The 18,557-nt window shown below is 38.9% G+C and carries 13 protein-coding genes; 9 read left to right on the plus strand and 4 right to left on the minus strand.

Annotation, left to right across the window (positions count from 1 at the left end):
• The first annotated feature begins 274 nt into the window (after positions 1-274).
• The 6 genes from NFR29_RS02450 (at position 275) to NFR29_RS02475 (ending at position 6,526) form a co-directional block, all read left to right on the plus strand.
• Entirely contained in the window at positions 275-1,699 is a 1,425-nt protein-coding gene (locus NFR29_RS02450) for an anion permease (RefSeq protein ID WP_251422718.1), read from the plus strand.
• 148 nt (positions 1,700-1,847) lie between these two features.
• On the plus strand, positions 1,848-2,117 hold the full coding sequence (gene citD, locus NFR29_RS02455) for a citrate lyase acyl carrier protein (RefSeq protein ID WP_251422721.1): 270 nt from the start codon (positions 1,848-1,850) through the stop codon (positions 2,115-2,117).
• Complete coding sequence (locus NFR29_RS02460; protein WP_251422723.1) at positions 2,117-3,082, plus strand: HpcH/HpaI aldolase/citrate lyase family protein; 966 nt, start codon at positions 2,117-2,119, stop codon at positions 3,080-3,082. The genes citD and NFR29_RS02460 overlap by 1 nt, the downstream gene beginning before the upstream one ends.
• Complete coding sequence (gene citF, locus NFR29_RS02465) at positions 3,072-4,619, plus strand: citrate lyase subunit alpha (protein WP_251422726.1); 1,548 nt, start codon at positions 3,072-3,074, stop codon at positions 4,617-4,619. The genes NFR29_RS02460 and citF overlap by 11 nt, the downstream gene beginning before the upstream one ends.
• A 322-nt stretch (positions 4,620-4,941) precedes the next feature.
• Complete coding sequence (locus NFR29_RS02470) at positions 4,942-5,103, plus strand: hypothetical protein (RefSeq protein WP_251422729.1); 162 nt, start codon at positions 4,942-4,944, stop codon at positions 5,101-5,103.
• Between the two features lie 112 nt (positions 5,104-5,215).
• On the plus strand, positions 5,216-6,526 hold the full coding sequence (locus tag NFR29_RS02475) for an MFS transporter (RefSeq protein ID WP_251422732.1): 1,311 nt from the start codon (positions 5,216-5,218) through the stop codon (positions 6,524-6,526).
• Between the two features lie 160 nt (positions 6,527-6,686).
• Here the strand turns inward: NFR29_RS02475 and NFR29_RS02480 are convergent, their stop codons facing one another.
• Genes NFR29_RS02480 through NFR29_RS02490 form a run of 3 tightly spaced genes read right to left on the minus strand, consistent with a single transcriptional unit; the run spans position 6,687 to position 9,648 of the window.
• Positions 6,687-8,288 carry a potassium/proton antiporter gene (locus tag NFR29_RS02480; protein ID WP_251422735.1) on the minus strand — a complete coding sequence of 534 codons (1,602 nt, stop codon included), beginning with the start codon at positions 8,286-8,288 and terminating at the stop codon, positions 6,687-6,689.
• 11 nt (positions 8,289-8,299) lie between these two features.
• A complete protein-coding gene (locus tag NFR29_RS02485) occupies positions 8,300-8,725 on the minus strand; it encodes a hypothetical protein (RefSeq protein ID WP_251422738.1) in 426 nt (141 codons plus the stop codon).
• The gene (locus tag NFR29_RS02490; protein WP_251422741.1) at positions 8,725-9,648 is read right to left on the minus strand and encodes a LysR family transcriptional regulator; all 924 of its coding nucleotides are present in this window, start codon (positions 9,646-9,648) and stop codon (positions 8,725-8,727) included. Before NFR29_RS02490 ends, NFR29_RS02485 begins: the two co-directional genes overlap by 1 nt.
• A 380-nt stretch (positions 9,649-10,028) precedes the next feature.
• Between NFR29_RS02490 and nifJ the strand changes: the two genes are divergently transcribed.
• The 3 genes from nifJ to NFR29_RS02505 all read left to right on the plus strand — a co-directional run bounded on the left by nifJ (position 10,029) and on the right by NFR29_RS02505 (position 16,808).
• Positions 10,029-13,565, plus strand: a complete 3,537-nt coding sequence (gene nifJ, locus NFR29_RS02495) for a pyruvate:ferredoxin (flavodoxin) oxidoreductase (RefSeq protein ID WP_251422744.1) — start codon at positions 10,029-10,031, stop codon at positions 13,563-13,565.
• 305 nt (positions 13,566-13,870) lie between these two features.
• Positions 13,871-15,460 (plus strand): methyltransferase regulatory domain-containing protein, encoded by a 1,590-nt coding sequence (locus NFR29_RS02500; RefSeq protein ID WP_251422746.1) that lies wholly within the window; start codon positions 13,871-13,873, stop codon positions 15,458-15,460.
• Positions 15,461-15,770: 310 nt separating this feature from the next.
• Entirely contained in the window at positions 15,771-16,808 is a 1,038-nt protein-coding gene (locus tag NFR29_RS02505) for a helix-turn-helix transcriptional regulator (protein WP_251422749.1), read from the plus strand.
• Between the two features lie 179 nt (positions 16,809-16,987).
• Here the strand turns inward: NFR29_RS02505 and putP are convergent, their stop codons facing one another.
• A complete protein-coding gene (gene putP / locus NFR29_RS02510; RefSeq protein WP_251422752.1) occupies positions 16,988-18,475 on the minus strand; it encodes a sodium/proline symporter PutP in 1,488 nt (495 codons plus the stop codon).
• Between the last annotated feature and the right edge of the window lie 82 nt (positions 18,476-18,557).

The following is an 18,557-nucleotide window of genomic DNA, read 5'->3' on the forward strand; positions in this document are numbered from 1 at the left end:
TGCATGGAGTATTCTAATTGAGAAAACCCATGCACTTTTTGCATATTGGAGGGTTAAAATATACCTAAAATGCATAAATGGTATGATAAGTAGGTATAAATTTTTTTATAACCCCTATAAAGAACTTATATTTTTCTAGGTATTGTATTGTCAGTATAATGACAGTAGATTTACTTTCGAAATCTAGGTACTTATCTTGTACGATAGATTTTGAGAAATTATATTATTTGATTTTATTTATGTTTGCCTGTGTTTGTACGAGAAAGGAAATGACATGGACAGAATTTTGAAATTAGCCGTACTTGTGCTAATACCAATTATTATGTGGTTTACCACTCCTCCAGAAGGCTTATCTGTTGAAGCTTGGAGATTATTAGGTTTCTATTTATCCGCTATCGTTGGTTTAGTATTAAAACCTTGGCCAGCTCCAGTAGTATTATTAGTTTCTATCGCAGCATCTGCTATTTTCTTAGATAATGCGAAAAATGTTTTAACTGGTTATGCATCTACAACTCTTTGGCTTGTATTTGCTGCCTTCTCTTTGAGTGTAGCATTCGTAAAAACTGGCCTTGGTCGTCGTATTGCATACCATATGATTAGTGCGTTCGGCTCTACAGTTCTTCGTTTAGGCTATGTAACGGCTCTTCTTGACTTCGTAATCTCCCCTGTAACGCCTTCCAACACTGCGCGTTCTGGTGGTATTGTATTCCCTATCATGAATGCTGTTGCTAAAGCATTGGGCTCCGAGCCTGGAGAAACTGCTCGCAAAGCTGGTTCTTATTTAATGGTTAACACATACATGGTAACAAAAGTAACAAGCTTAATGTTTGCTACTGCGATGGCTCCAAACTTATTGGCAGCTGACTTTATGCAAAAAATTCTTGGTGTAGATTTGAACTGGGGCTTCTGGGCCATGGCGATGATCGTACCAGGTCTCGTTATGTTATTAGTAGTACCTGCAGTAATTTACGCTGTAGAACGTCCAACATTAACTACTTTGGATAACAAAAAAATCGCTCGTGAAGGTCTTGAAGAATTAGGACCAATGAAAACTAGCGAAAAAACATTGGTTGGTATTTTCTTCTTAGCATTATTAGGTTGGGCAATGCCTTCCGTATTGGAACAAGGTTTTGGTATTGAAGTAGATATCAGTACAACTGGTGTAGCTTTAGTAGCCATGGGCTTGAGCTTAGTTTGTGGGGTTATCACTTGGGATGATATGTTACAAACTAAAGGTGCATGGAATACATACATCTGGTTTGGTGGTATTATCGGCTTGTCCAGTGCATTATCTAAAGTAAAATTCTTTGACTGGTTATCTGGCTTCATGCAAGCTAATATCAACTTCGGGGACAATGCACTTGTGGCGTTGATCATCATCGGTGTCTTAAGTATTGCTGTTCGTTACTTATTCGCTTCTGGTAGTGCGTATGTAGTAGCTATGTTACCAGTATTCCTAACTGTAGGTTATGCCGCAGGCGCAAACCCTGTAGCCTTAGCTCTTATGTTGGCAGCGACAAACTCCTATGGTGGTTCCTTAACTCACTACGGCGGTGCAGCAGCTCCAATTATCTTCGGTGCTGGCTACAATGAAGTTAATCGTTGGTGGATTGTAGGTGCTATCGTAGCAATCGTATGTTTTATTATTACAATGACTGTCGGTTATGCATGGTGGGACTTATTGGGTATCCTAGGTTAATCAATTATTAATCTTATATAACAAGTGTATATAACCTCTATATGAGGATGTATAAGTTCTAGTAAGGGGCTAGACATGGCAAAATGTCTAGCCTTTTGCTACAAGTAAAAGAATATGATAATTATATTCATTACAGAAAGGATGCAACATGGCACAATTAGTAAAAGCAGCACAAGCTGGCTTCGACGAAAAAAATGATGCATTAGTAACGGTGGAACCGATTGCTAGTGGTATCGAAATTGAATTAACATCCAAAGTTATGCGTCAATATGGCGAACAAATTAAAGCGCTTATTTTAAAAACAGTACAAGACGCTGGATTTGATGGCGTAAAAGTAATTGTTCAAGATAAAAATGCTTGGGATTATACTATTAAAGCTCGCATCTTAGGTGCATTAGAAAGGGGGAGCAAAGCATAATGGCTAACGATAAAACTTTTCCAGAAGTAAAAACTAATCCGCTTACAGAAGCGGCTAAAAAACGTTTATCTCGCTCCATGATGTTCGTACCAGGTAATACACCTAAAATGATTAACAGTGCTGATATTCACGGTGCTGATAGCATCATGTTCGACATTGAAGATTCCGTAGCAGTAACTGAAAAAGATACAGCTCGTCTTTTGACAGCAGAAGCTTTGAAATCCCGTACGTTCCGCGGTGAAACAGTGGTTCGTATCAACCATCCAACACAAACTCCATATGGTTATGATGACCTTGATGTAATCGTTCCTGCGAAACCAGACTTGATTCGTCTTCCTAAAACAGAAGATGTATCTGAAGTTGAAATTGTAGCTAAAAAAATCGAAGAAGTAGAAAAAGCTAATGGGTGGCCAGAAGGTACAATTAATATCATTGTTGCTATTGAGTCCGTTCGTGGCTTATATAATGTTCGTGAAATTTGTCACGGACCTCGCGTAGTAGCTATCGCTCTAGGTGCAGAAGACTATCGTGCAGATCTTCGCACTGGTAAAAGCAAACCAGCAGTAGAGTTGTTGTTTGCTCGTCAAACCATTCTTCATGCTGCTCGCGAAGCGGGTATCCGTGTTATCGATACAGTATTCTCTGATGTAAAAGATCCAGAAGGTTTCCGTGAAGAAGTAGAATTTATCAAAGCATTAGGCTATGATGGTAAATCTTGCATTCACCCAAGCCAAATCAAAATCATTCATGAAGTATTCACTCCGGATGAAAAAGAAATTGCTCATTCTGTAAAAGTGCTTAACAGCTATGCAGAAGCATTGAGAAACAATAAAGGTGTTATTGCTGTAGACGGCAAAATGATCGACGGTCCTATCGTAGTTCGTGCACAACGAGTTGTTGATAAAGCTCGTGCAGCAGGCATTAAAGTAGAATTAGAGGAAGGAGCAGAATACGATGTTAAATAAAGTAGGTCGCGAAATCCCAATGCATATTCCAGCCCTTGAAGGTCGCGAAGTATATCAAGGCGAATTCGTTATCGAACCAAAAGTAAAACGTGCAGGCAAACCTGTACATATGAGCCGTGTTGGCACTAATAAAGTAGTTGCATCTATCGATGAAGCTATTGAAAAAGCTGGCGTTAAAGATGGCATGACTTTGTCTTTCCACCATCATTTGCGCAATGGCGACTATGTTATGAAAATGGTTATGGAACGAGTACAAGCAAAAGGTATTAAAGATATTACTGTTGCGTCTTCTTCCTTGTCCCCATGTCATGATTTCTTAGTGGAAATGATTCAAGACGGCACAGTAACAGCTATTGAAACATCTGGCTTACGCGATCGTCTTGGTAAATTCTTAACACAAAACCCTGGCATTTTAAAACGCCCTGTAGTGATTCGTTCTCATGGTGGTCGTGCTCGCGCTATTGAATCTGGGGAAGTACACATTGACGTAGCTTTCATGGCTGCTCCTACTGCGGATCCTCGTGGTAATGCCACAGGCCGTATGGGTAAATCTGCATGTGGGGCATTAGGGTATGCTAAAGTTGACTCCCATTATGCAGACACAACTGTTATCATTACAGATAACTTAATCGATTATGTTCACCAATATGCTATTCCTCAAACTGACGTTGATTACGTAGTAGAAGTAGAAAGCATTGGCGATCCAGAAGGTATTGCGTCTGGTGCAGTAGGTTTCACTAAAAACCCTGTACAAATTAAAATCGCTGAATTAGCTGGTGAATTCCTTGATCAAGCAGGTATTATTAAAGATGGTTTCGTATTCCAATTAGGTGCAGGTGGTGCGCCATTGACAGTTGCGAAATTCATCGGTGAAAAATTACGTAAACGCGGTGAAGTAGCGGGCTTTGCTATCGGTGGTGCTACTGGTATCTTAACTGGTATGCTTGAAGAAGGCTTAATCCGTGCTATTTACGATACGCAAACTTTCGATACAACAGCAGCTGCATCTTTAGGCAAAAACCCTGCTCATATCGAAATGTCTGCATCCATGTATGCAAATCCTTGGGCTGATTGTACAACAAACTACTTAGACGTAGTATTCTTAGGCGCGACTGAAATCGACCTTGATTTCAACGTAAACGTTATGACTGACTCCAATGGTGTATTGATGGGTGCTTCTGGTGGTCATTCCGATACAGCAGCGGGTGCTAAATGTACAGTTATTACTTGTCCATTAGTACGTGGTCGCTTGCCGATGATTCGTGACAAAGTAGCTACAGTGATTACTCCTGGTACTTCTGTAGACGTACTTGTTACTGAATACGGTATTGCTATCAATCCAGTTCGTACTGATTTGATCGAACGCTTCAAAGACAGCAATTTGCCAATTTACACAATTGAAGAATTGCAACAAATGGCTTTTGATTTCGTTGGTAAACCAGAAGAAATCCCTGTATCCGATAAAGATGAAGATATCATTGCTATCGTAGAATACCGTGATGGTTCCATCATCGACGTGGTACGTAAGCCTCTATAATTTGTTCTAATGGGAGGGTTCGGCAGAGTTCCTTACAATGGCCACTTTACGTGGCACTACCCCATTAGATTATAATTAAATCAAAGACCCTTCCTATGTTCCTAGAACTCACACATAAATGAAGTTCGTTTACGGAACATAAGAAGGGTCTTTTAACGTTTCTCTTATAGTGTATAATAGGTATAAATGCTTAGCCTGCTACTATGACGGAAGAAAATGTGTAGTTGGATTAATGAAACTATATTCGCCAATAAAGGCTAAAGAACAGGAGAATTAATATGATTGAGAAAGATGTAATATATCAAGAAATGACGAAATTACTGTGGAGGTAGTTTGGATAGCAAAAGCATATCCTCATGCAACGCTGAAGGTATTACATGGCACAGGTCATTTCTTCCTTGAAGAGGAAAAGAAAGATGAAGCAGAAGCACATATGATTCAATATCTTATGAACATAGGGATTTTAAGACCTAACATTTCATAATAAATAACGGTACAAACGCCCTTTGTCTATTGACAGAGGGCGTTTGTTTATTTATTATGAAAAAAGAGTTTTTATAATATATATATTCATTGGTTGAAAAGAGGAGAATTCTATGAGTCAGTCAGTTGTACAGACTACAGCTGGAGAGTCTGTTGATATGCAAGATTTTCACCGGCGCCGTATGTGGCATGTAGTATTTCCATTATTTATTGTATCTATTATTGCTTTTTTAGATCGGGTAAATATAGCTTACGCTGGTTTAACAATGAAAGAAGATTTAACCTGGTTGACTCCTGAAGTTTTTGGTATGGGTGCCGGTATATTCTTTGTTGGGTATGTATTGTTTGAGGTTCCCGCAGCACTTATAGCAGCTAGATTTAATGCTATGAAATGGGTTGCTCGTATTATGTTTAGTTGGGGTGTTGTTTGTGTATTAATGGCAACGATGACAACAGAGCTTGAATTTTATGTATACCGCTTTTTATTAGGTCTTTGTGAGGCTTCTTTATATCCGGTTATGTATTCTTTATTAATTCCTAATTGGTTTTTGCCTCGTGAACGAGCACAAGCTACATCCTTAATGTTGACGTCTTTATTACTTTCTAGTATTATTGGTGCACCGCTAGCAGGGTTCTTATTAGAATTAGATTTATTCGGTTTACATGGATGGCAAACGCTATTTATTATTGAAGCTATCCCTGCTATTGTATTTGCCTTTGTATTTGCTTTTTGGATGAAAGAAAAGCCTCAAGATGCTGATTGGGTAACACCGGAAGAGAAGGTATACATTGCTGAGGCTTTAGAAAAAGAAAAAGCAGAGAAAGATTTAGTAAAGAAATATACTACTTGGCAAGCTTTGAAAGAGCCTAAGGTATTATTGTTATCGCTAATTTATTTTTTGTGGATTTTAGGATTCTGGGGATTTAATTTTTGGATGCCACAAGTATTGAAAAATTTATCGGGATGGTCTCCTAGTGCGGTAGGATGGGCTATTGTAATTCCTATGGCAGCAGCATTGATTGTTCAAGTTTATTGTGGTTCGTCCTCTACAAAACGCAATGAAAGACGTTGGCATGTAGCTGTGCCACTATTTATTGGCGCTATTGGTTTAATTCTTACACCTCATAGTCCGACGCCTGAAATTAGTTTATTATTTATTTCATTGTCGGCTATCGGTGTATATGCAGGTATGGGGGTATGGTGGACTTTGCCTACAACCTTCTTATCTGGAGCGGCAGCGGCCGGTGCAATAGGTCTTATTAATTCAGCTGGTAATGTCGGTGGTTGGGTTGGTCCGTATATGCTAGGTTTTGTAAATCAACATACCGGTGCATTTCATATTGGTTACTATGTAATGGGCGCTTGTATGTTATTAGCTGCTTTACTAGTGATTACACTACCTAAATCAATGGAGCAGAAGTAATATAGTTATAAGTGTATGTGAATGATTTTACAATACCTATTACTGTTATGATGGTGTTATATTTAGAAAGTATTATAAAAGCCGCGCCCTATATTCCGTAAACGAACTTCAGTAATGTGTGAGTTCTAGGAATATAGGGTGCGGCTTTTTCTATATAGTATTATTCAAATTGTGCTACAACAATTGTATCACCTTCGAGAATCAACGTATTTCCAGCAGGGATGATGTTTTCATTGCCTCGTTGAACAAGGACGATGAGTTCCCCTTCATTTAGATACTGAGAGGCATCTTTCAATTGTTTATCTTTCAAATTGTGATCAGATGTAATTGGTACTTCCCGAAGGGATAAGTTTGCTCGGTTTTCGAATTTTTTAGAAGCAATAACGAGTCTATCGCCAGGAAGGACTTCTGTATTGCCGCTAGGGGCGATAAAATTGTTTTTATTTCGAATAATAAGGACAATTAGTGTTTCTGGGGGCATGCCCAAATCGCGAATGCGTTGGTGCGCCCATGGATGCGTTTCTGGTACTTCTACGCGATTGAAGTTAATATTGATTTCTTCCTGGTAGAAGTTAAATGTTTTTCGCACGTCTACATTATCGTCAATCATATTTAATAGGCTCGACATTTTTGGTAGTAATGTACCTTGTAATGCCATCGATAAAATAACGATACAGAAGACGATATCGAAGATGTTATAGGTTAATGGAATACCAGCGAGTACTACGTAAATGGAGAATACGATGGATGCTACGCCACGCAAACCAGCCCAAGAAACGAGAGCAATTTGTGGTAGATTACAGCTGAATGGTCTGAGTACGCCGTACACTGATAAAGGTCGAGCGATGAATGTTAGAATCAACATAATAATCAAGGCAGGGATGAATGTATTAGGTAGATCTGCCGGTGTTACTAAAAGACCTAATAAGAAGAATACCATTACTTGCGCAAGGTTTGTAATAACATCGTAGAAGCGAGTGAGGTCTCGCTTTCCAGGAAAATACATTTTTCCTAATAAGATACCAGATAAGTAGGCGCTAAGATAACCATTACCTTCAAAAATAGTAGGTAATGCATAGGCTAGAATCGATACACCTACTAAGAAAATTGTGCCGCCTTGAGCCATGGAGAAATTAACGCGTCGTAAAATGGCGGCTGCTCCATAAGCGATGGCAACACCAAAGAGAATACCAATGGAAATCTGCTTAAATAACATAAGAGGCACTGATACGTCAGAACCTAATAGGGCAGATACAAAGACAACTGTCAACATGTAAGACATCGGGTCGTTGGAACCAGATTCGACTTCTAGGAGACTGGCCGTATTGTATTTAAGATTCAAATTGCGTGTACGGAGCAATGTAAATACTGATGCTGCATCAGTAGAGGCGATAACAGAGCCGAATAAGAGGGCTTCAATCCAAGAGAGACCTAATATAAAGTGAATAAGTGCACCTGTAATACCTGCTGTCAGAGCAACGCCGATAGTGGATAATAGAACAGAGTGAACGATAACCGGTTTCGCTTCTCGAATATTTGTACCAAAACCACCGTAGAACATAATGAAAATTAAGGCGAATGTACAAATGTCATTGGCAATTTGATAATTATCAAATTGAATTTTGAATAAACCATTTTCTCCAAATAACATACCGAGGAGAATAAAAATTAATAGAGAGGGCGTAGGTAGTTTATCGATATAGCGATTTAAGAGCATACATAAGACGATGATGCCACCAAATAAGAATAATGTTGTTTCCAAAAGGGCCTCCTTTAATTAGTGTTGTGAACATCTGGTACTTTTCCAGGGTTCATATCTATTGTTAAGTCCTTTGACGTTAAAGGCGTAGTCTCGTTGTTTGTTGGTGTTACAGGCAATTCAGGATGAAGCCATTGTAGCTGTTTAATTTGCCAATCGTAATGGGCGCCATCGTTTTGTAATTGTCGAATAGCTTTCCTTATATCATCTAAATCGAAAGCATGTTTATTGGACATTCCTTCTAAAATATAAAGTCGACCAGCTACACTTTCAACTGTACTTCCGTCGTGGTCGGCGTCGATACGACTTTCTAATTCAGACAATTGAACTTGTTGGCTAATGATAGCGATAGTAAGGATGATAATAACAAGCCAGAGAGGCGCATTATTTGATTTAAAAAGGGCTCGCAATTTAGTTGCGAGCCCTTGCAGTTTATTCATTATTGGCGTTCCTCCAATTGGAGACCAGGCAATGGCAATTTGGAATTTACAAAATCTAACCACAAGCGAGAAGCGTGGGATAAATAATGGCCTTTTTTCCAAATTACAAAGAGGGTGTGAATAATTTCAGGTACTAAAGGTCGCACTACGACTTTAGTAGACACTTCTGTATTTTCACCTACCTCTGGACAGAGTCGAGATGGAAGGAGGGCGATAGCCAAGTCTGCGCTGACTGTTTGTAGCATAAGGTCACGTTGACTCGTCTCGAATACGATGTGCGGTTGGAACCCAGCATGTTTACATGCCTTAATGATTTCATCGTGTAAGTTGAAATCGTCTTTATGCAATACGAAGGATTCTTCGGAGAGCATTTCTAAACGAATTTCTTTTTCCTTCGATAATGGATTAGCTTTTGGGATGATAACAGATAGTGGATCTGATGTGAGGTAGAAGGATTCGAATTCTTTTGGACTTGGTTTTGTACAAATAATACCGATATCAATTAAACCTTCTTGTACGCTGATTTCCACTTTTTTAGAACCTTGCTCGTATAGTTCTAGTTCGATTTGAGGATAAACCTTTTTAAACTCCCCTAATAATTGAGCAAAAATTGGCGCATCCGTAATAGGAGGAATGCCAATTCTGATGGAGCCTTGTTCCAAACGGAATTCGTTTTCAAAGTCCGTTTTCAAATGCTCAAACATAAATACGACGCGTTTCGCATGAGTTAAAAAGATTGTACCGCCATCAGTTAGTTCTACAGATTTAGCGTTACGCATGAAAAGCACTACGCCCAATTCATCTTCTAAAGCTTTGATTGTACGACTGATAGCAGATTGAGAAATATGCAAATTTCTCGCAGCTTTACTAAAGCTCTTTTGGTCAGCAACTTCGACGAAGTATTTTAAATGATGAAAATCCATAGGTAACCCCCTAAGAATAAAAAAAGAGTTATAGGAAGTGACACGATTAAATGAGAATTCTTATTACTAAAATGCATTAGCTATGACAATATGTAAATCATCAATAGCAATATTGGCAAAGCGTCGGTCACTGTATATATTGCTTTGATAGGGCCGAGCACGTTATAATAGGTGTACAAGGCTGTATCAAATTATGATATAGGAATATGATTGTACCCATACGAATATGTTCACGCACATAATGCTATATTATATAACATATATATTATTGCATTATTTTTTCATGTACGCAAGTTTGTAATGGTTATTATTCCTAAACATAATGATAGATTAAGCAAGTGTTCTATATTTTGCTTTGTGCTTTAAGGAGGCAATATTACATGAGTCGTAAATTTAAAACTATGGACGGCAACCAAGCGGCTGCTCACGTTTCTTATGGTTTTACAGAAGTTGCTGCGATTTACCCAATCACGCCATCTTCTCCAATGCCAGAACATGTTGATGAATGGTCTGCATCTGGTCGTAAAAACATTTTCGGCAACACCGTTAAAGTCGTAGAAATGCAATCTGAAGCAGGTGCGGCTGCAGCGTTCCACGGTTCCTTACAAGCTGGTGCATTAACAACAACTTTCACATCCTCTCAAGGTTTGTTATTGATGCTTCCTAACTTGTATAAAGTAGCCGGCGAATTACTTCCTGGTGTATTCCAAGTAGCAGCTCGTGCTCTTGCAGCGCATGCATTGGCTATCTTTGGTGACCACCAAGATGTTATGGCTGCTCGTGCAGCTGGTTGCGCTATGTTAGCTGAATCTTCTGTACAAGAAGTAATGGATTTGTCTGCAGTAGCGCATTTAACAGCTATCAAAACTCGTGTTCCTTTCATTAACTTCTTCGACGGTTTCCGTACATCTCACGAAATCCAAAAAATCGAGATTTGGGACTATGAAGATTTAAAACCATTAGTAGATATGGACGCTGTAAAAGCATTCCGCAAAAATGCGTTGAATCCTGATGCGCCTGTAACTCGTGGTACTGCAGAAAACCCTGACGTTTACTTCCAACATCGTGAAGCATCTAACAAATTCTACCTTAACGTTCCAGACGTTGTAGAACATTACATGAACGAAGTTAATAAATTAGCTGGTACTGATTACCAATTGTTCAACTACCATGGTGCTCCTGATGCAACTGACGTAATCGTAACTATGGGCTCCTCTGCACAAGTAGTTAAATCTACTGTAGATTACTTAAACAAATTGGGCCGTAAAGTTGGTTTCATCAACGTTCATTTGTTCCGTCCATTCGCAACAGATCGTTTGTTGAAAGCTCTTCCTACAACTGTAGAACGCATTGCTGTTCTTGACCGCACTAAAGAGCCAGGTGCTTTAGCTGAGCCATTGTTCTTAGACGTACAAGCTGCAGTTATCGACGGTGGCCGCAATGTAAAAGTAATCGCTGGTCGTTACGGCTTAAGCTCTAAAGACGTTATCCCTGCAGATATCGTAGCTGTATTTGATAACTTAAATGCAGAAAACGGTAAAAAATTCTTCACATTAGGTATCAATGACGATGTAACATTCTTGTCCTTGGACCGTGCTGAAGGCGTAGAAGTTGAAACTCCTGGTTTGACTGAATGTAAATTCTGGGGCTTCGGTTCTGATGGTACTGTAGGTGCTAATAAATCCGCTATCAAAATCATCGGTGACCACACTGATATGTATGCACAAGCATACTTCGATTACGACTCCAAAAAATCTGGTGGCGTAACTATGTCTCACCTTCGTTTTGGTAAAAACCCTATTAACTTACCTTACTTGATTACTGAACCTCAATTCGTAGCATGTCATCGTCAATCCTATGTACATGAGTATGACTTGATCCGCGGTATCAAAAAAGGCGGTACATTCTTATTGAACTGTACTTGGTCTCCTGAAGAATTGAACGAACATTTACCAGCTAAATTACGTCGTCAAATCGCAGAAAAAGAATTGAATTTCTACATCATCAATGCTGCGAAAATCGCTTCTGAAATCGGTCTTGGCGGTCGTATCAACATGGTAACGCAAGCGGCATTCTTCAAATTGACTGAAATCATCCCTGTTGATGAAGCTATTAAATATTTAAAAGAATCCGTAGTGACTTCTTACGGTAAAAAAGGTCAAAATATTGTTGACATGAACAATGCTGCTATCGATGCTGGCGTTGATGCGCTTGTAAAAGTTGACGTTCCTGCAGATTGGAAAAATGCAGTAGATGACGGTCATGCAACAGTAAAACCTGGTTGCGAATCTTGCCCATCTTTCGTAGAAAATATTGCACAACCAATCAATGCACAAGCTGGTTACGCTCTTCCTGTATCCGCATTTGCTGGCTATGAAGATGGTACATTGCCTGCTGGTACTGCAAAATACGAAAAACGCGGTCCTGCATTGTTCGTTCCAAAATGGCTTCCAGAAAATTGTATCCAATGTAACCAATGTTCTTTCGTTTGTCCTCATGCTACAATTCGACCATTCTTGGCGACAGCAGATGAAGTAGCAGCGGCTCCAGAACATTTCGAAACAATTCCTGCATTAGGTGCTCAAGATCTTCAATTCCGCATCGGTGTATCTCCACTTGATTGCTTAGGTTGCGGTAACTGTGTTGATATTTGTCCAGCTCCTAAAGGTAAAGCTATCGTAATGACTTCCATCGATACTGAAATCGAGCAAGCAGAAGCTTGGAACTATGCAGTAAATCTTCCAGTAAAAGAAAATCCAATGAAAAAAGATACTGTTAAAGGTTCCCAATTTGAACAACCATTGTTCGAATTCTCTGGCGCTTGCGCAGGTTGCGGTGAAACTCCTTACGCTAAATTGTTAACTCAATTATTCGGCGACCGTATGATGATTGCCAATGCTACTGGCTGTTCCTCTATCTGGGGCGCTTCCATGCCAGCATCTCCATATACAACTAACCAACAAGGTCAAGGTCCTTCTTGGGCGAACTCTTTGTTCGAAGATAATGCTGAATATGGTTATGGTATGTTCATTGGCGTTAAAAAAATTCGCGAGCAATTAGTAGAATTAGCTGCTAAAGCTGCTGAAACTGCTACTGGCGAATTGAAAGAAGCTTTGGAGCACTGGATGGAATTTGCTAACCTTGGTGCAGCTACTCGTCAACGTTCCGAACGTTTAGTAGCAGCAATTAAAGCTGAAGGTGCAACAACTCCAGAGTTACAAGAAATTCTTGAAAAAGAACAATTCTTAGTAAAACGTTCTCACTGGATCTTCGGTGGTGACGGTTGGGCATACGATATCGGTTTCGGCGGTGTTGACCACGTATTAGCTTCTGGCGAAGACATCAATATCTTCGTATTTGATACTGAAGTATACTCTAATACTGGTGGACAAGCATCTAAATCTACTAACGTAGCAGCAGTTGCTCAATTCGCTGCTTCTGGTAAACGTACTAAGAAAAAAGACCTTGGTATGATGGCTATGTCTTACGGTTATGTATACGTAGCACAAGTAGCTATGGGTGCAGATAAAAACCAATTGATGAAAGCTATTACAGAAGCTGAAGCATATCCAGGTCCTTCCTTGATTATCGCTTATAGCCCATGTATCAACCACGGTATTAAAGCTGGTATGGGTAAAGCTCAAGAAGAACAACGTAAAGCAGTTGCAGCTGGTTACTGGGATCTTTACAGATATAACCCTCAACTCAAAGAAGAAGGTAAAAATCCATTCTCCTTGGATTCTAAAGAGCCAACTGAAAGCTTCCAAGAATTCCTTAAAGGTGAAGTACGTTATGCTTCCTTGGCTAAAGCTGCTCCAGACGTGGCAGAAGAATTGTTTGCTAAAACTGAACAAGACGCTAAAGAACGTCGCTTAAGCTATGTACGCTTACAAAAAGGTTTCGAAGAAGTTAAATAATAATTACTTCTAAACGATAGAAGGCACTCTCTTTGGAGGGTGCCTCTTTTGTATACCTATAGAATACCTATAGGTGTTAGAACGCCTATATATAGATATAGTAGCTTACTATTAGAGTGGTTTGTTTTATAGGTATTAACGTTAATCTTTTTGGTAATGTTAGTTATGACTATTATGCATATTAAATGCTTATTTGTTTGCATAAATAGTAAATAAGAATAATAATACAAAATATATTTATAAATTTGTGAATTTTGGTATAATGATATTGGAATATTTAATATAGCATATTAAGGAATATTTAGATGAATATGAATGAACAAGATGCACAGCAAACTATATATAGTGAGTTGGGATATAAATCAATGCCTTTTCCCTTCACTACGCCAGCGGCGCTAGAAGCCTATGGTATATTGGTAGGATTAGAACCACCGAGTAGTAAAACGGCGAAAGTTTTAGAATTGGGTGCTACCTACGGTGGCAATATTATTTCCCAAGCTTTGTATAATCCAGAAGCTCATTTTGTAGGTGTTGAGTTATCTCAAGATCAAGTAAGGAAAGGTAATGAAATTATTGCTACAGCAGGGCTGACTAATATTGAATTAATACAAGCAGACCTTGCTTCTATACCTAAGAATTTAGGGACTTTCGACTATATCATCGCTCACGGTGTATATTCCTGGGTCGATGATTCTGTGAAAGATGCATTAATGACAGTAATAGAGGACTATTTGGTAGATAATGGACTTGCCTATATATCTTATAATACTTACCCTGGATGGCATACGATGGATGAAGTGCGGACCTTGATGTTATTTGCTAATCGGGATAGCCAAGACTTAAATCACAAAGAAAAAGTCTTAAAAGGCAAGACTGTGGGTAGCATTGTAGGCAGTCAAATTTTGAAATATGATAACTTAAAAGAACGGAATAGTAAATTTCTCGGTGCTTTGCGGTCGGTTATGCAAAAAGAAGATTACTATGTAGGTCATGACCATTTAGAGCCAACGAATGATCCTATTTATTTTTATCAATTTGTCGATCATTTAGCAGCTCATAATTTGTCATATCTATGCGACGTAGATTTGACGTTATCTATGGTGCGCAGTTTTGATACAGACATAGCGGATCAATTAGAAAAGCTAGCCCCTAATGATCAAATAGGGCAGGAACAATATTTAGACTTTATATTGGATACGTCTTTTAGAAAATCCATTATTTGTAAAGCGAATCAGGCAAATCGCATCCATCGTAATATAGCTAATCCAGAGCTTGCTAATACAGTGGATATGCGTACGATTATGAATAACTTTACTTATCAAATGATGTTTGACGAAGAAGCATTATCTATGTTTAGTAATGAATTCCTACGCGATACGTTCCAAGCGATTATAAAAGACGGGGGCCAGTTTAATATGATTGAAGCCCTTGCTATTTTGAAAGCTGCCCATGAAGCAGCTCACGGTGATGATGCTGACCTAGAAGTAGCTGTTAATGAGCTATATATAGCTATAGCAGAACATATTATACGCGGTGGATTGCGCTTTTATAAAACACCACCAGTGAAACCATATTATATGGAAGGCCAATCCTTCGTACCGAAGCGATTTACCGATTTTGTAAAAGCCATTGCTAACGGTGGAACTGAGTATATATATGGAGCTACTCCGTATAATGAAGCCATTGATGATATTTCTGAAGAAGATTTAGTGTTTATGGAAATTTTAAATAAACCAAAAGCTAAGTCGACTATTATTAAGTCTATTAAAGATATTATTTTTGCTCAAACTAGTGAAAGTGGAGCTAAAAATAAAGGTGCTATGGCAGAAGCTTTTTATACAGAGCTTACAAAGCGGATGGAAACATTAGGGTTCTTAGAAAATAAAATGAAGTAGTATGCAAGGATATGTTGCTCATTAACAGATAGCAGAATGCAGAGGTTGTGTAGCTTGTGCGGCAGAGAACAGGTGCTTACCCATATGTGTAGAATTGATGGGAATATTACGATGGGGAGGAAAAGAGTTTGTGTAGTAGTTGTTATTGGGGGATTGTGTTCGTCGTCGTGAAGTAAACCAATAATAGACGAGAAGACTATTGTTAAAGGAGCTAATATATATACAATCAAATATGGACAGACAGACCGGTAAGGAGAGTGCAGTACGTATATTTTGAAATCTCTATATTATAAGAAAAGGAGCTAACTATATGGCCTCCAATAAGCACGCCTTGGTGTATCTTTTAGAAATTTTAAGACATGACACAGATGAAAATCATCCGTTAACACAAGATGAACTGCAAGAACGACTGGTAGGAGAGTATGGGATGAAGATTAGTAAAAAATTATTATCCCAATTAGTGAACGATTTATGTCAAAAAGAACAGTTTAATATAGTCCGTCAAGATTCGATTGTGCGCGATGGCGTGCGAAAACGATTTTCGAATTTTTATATGAAACGTCTTTTTGCCCATGGTGATTTGGACCGGATTATCAGTGGCTTACTAGGTTCAAGTAATATTGATGAAAAAGAGCGAGAAACGCTTATTTCTAAAGTGATAAGCTTAGGAGGACCTTGTTACAATCCTATTGGGAATAATATGGACGGGTCTACGTCTTTTCAATCTATGAATGATGTTCTTCTAAAACATGTTGATTGTATAGAAACAGCTATTGCAAAGGATAAACAGATTTCCTTTAAATACTATAAACCAGATGTAGATAAAGATTTACACCCAGATGTAACTTTTTCTGGTAAAGATCAGACCTATATATTCCATCCTTTTGACTTAATAATGCATAGAGGCAAATATTATGTCATTGGTTGTTATGATGAGGGCGATGAAATGGTAGCCCTTCGGGTTAATCGATTAGGTGATGTGCGAATGCGCATTTATTATCGTAAATTGTTGCGGGAAATCAAAGGCTATGAACATGAAGTCCGATTTGATGTGCAAAAGTATATGCGCAATCATATTCATCCTTTAAGTGGTGATAGTAGTACTGTCCGATTTATGGCTAATCGGAGCATAGTAGGAGAGATTTTAGAATGGTTTAATGGCAATGTAGATTTCATCATGATTGAAGATGATGTGGTAGAATGCCAAGCTGTCGTTAATCGAGAAGCGTTTAAACAATGGGCGTTACAGCATGTCGAAACGGTTGAAGTTCTAGCTCCTGGGTCTATGGTTTTCTATGTGCGCGAAGCCATTCGAGATGGGTTGAAGAAGTATACAAAAGAATCCTAAGATATTATTCCTAACTAGTGACAATATGTTATAGGCTGCCGTGGATTTTGTCGTATAACTCTAATCTCTACTATCTGTTTTCTACTATCCTATAATGTTAGCATTAGAAATAATGCCTTAAGGGCGAAAGAAATAAAAAACACCGAATGAATCTTGTCAGGAGATCCATTCGGTGTTTTTTATAATATGTGTAATTTTTCTGCTTCCTTGTAATCTTTTAAAACCGGTCTTGGCGGTACTGGTGTTAAGAGACTTACAATATAAATTGCTATAGATGAGAAGATGAAACCAGGAATGATTTCATAGAGTCCGAAGAATTCAAATTGTTTCCAAATTAGAACGGTTAATCCCCCGATAACGATACCAGCAATACAGCCTTGGCGAGTCATTCGCTTCCAGAATAAGGAGAAGAGAATAGCTGGACCGAAAGCGGCACCGAAACCTGCCCACGCATAGGCAACCATAGTTAAAATTAGGCTATCTGGATCGAGAGCTAAGTAAATGGATATTAATGCTACAATTAATACAGTAATACGACTGACAAAGACTAGTTCTTTATCAGATGCTGCTTTGTGAATTAAGTTCGCATAGAAGTCGTTTGCAATAGCTGATGCGGTCACCAATAATTGTGCTGATGCGGTACTCATAATAGCGGCTAATACAGCAGACCAAATGAGGCCAGCAATGAATGGTGTAAACAAGCGTTCTGTTAAGACTAAGAAAACTGTTTCGGCATCGGGGCCAACGAGTTTTTCTGGTAATAAATAGACATGGCCGATGAGACCAACGAAAATAGCTGCTAATAAAGATATAATTACCCATACCATAGCGATATTGGTGGATTTTTTTAAATCCTTAGCATCGGAAATAGCCATAAATCTGACGAGAATATGAGGCTGTCCGAAGTAACCAAGACCCCAACCAAGAGCGGAAATAATACCGATCACAAGGGTGAAGAGGTCGCTTTCATTACCAAAGAGTTGTAATCCTTGAGGGAATTCTTGATTGATAAGCTGTATTGTCTCAATCGGGCCACCTAAGTACATAGAAGCCGTTACGGGTACAGCAAGGATGGCAAAGAACATCAAAGCCCCTTGAATGCAATCGGTCCACGACACGGCTAAGAAGCCACCAAGGAAGGTATAGAATACTACAATCCCGGCTGTAATAAATAAGGATAGGGTGTAATCTAAACCGAAAATAGTATAAAATAATTTGCCTCCTGCTACGAAACCGGAAGAGGTGTAGATGAGGAAGAAAATTAAAATAAATAAGGCCGAAATGACAGCTACAGAATGAGATGTGTCGTGAAAGCGGTTTTTTAAATAGTCTGGCAATGTAAGACTATCGCTAGCTACTTCTGTATGATTGCGCAGTCGTCTTGATACAAAACGCCAATTGGCCCAAGTGCCTAGCGTTAGGCCTACGGCAATCCATACACCAGAAATACCTGTTGTATACGCAAGGCCCGGTACACCCATTAACATCCAGCCGCTCATGTCTGATGCTTCTGCACTAAGTGCAGTGATCCAGGGGCCAAGTTGTCTACCGCCGAGAATGTAGTCGCCAATGCTATTTGATTTGCGATAGTAATAGACCCCGATATACATCATGAGTGCTAAATACAAGGCGAAGGCAATAATTATCATTATGTTGTCTTGCGTCATGCCCTTATAAGACCTCCTTAGAATAGTTAGTAAATATAGATACTCTATATTGTACCATACTATGGCGATTTAGGGGTGGGCA

The organism is Veillonella agrestimuris (assembly GCF_943193065.1).
GTDB lineage: Bacteria > Bacillota > Negativicutes > Veillonellales > Veillonellaceae > Veillonella > Veillonella agrestimuris.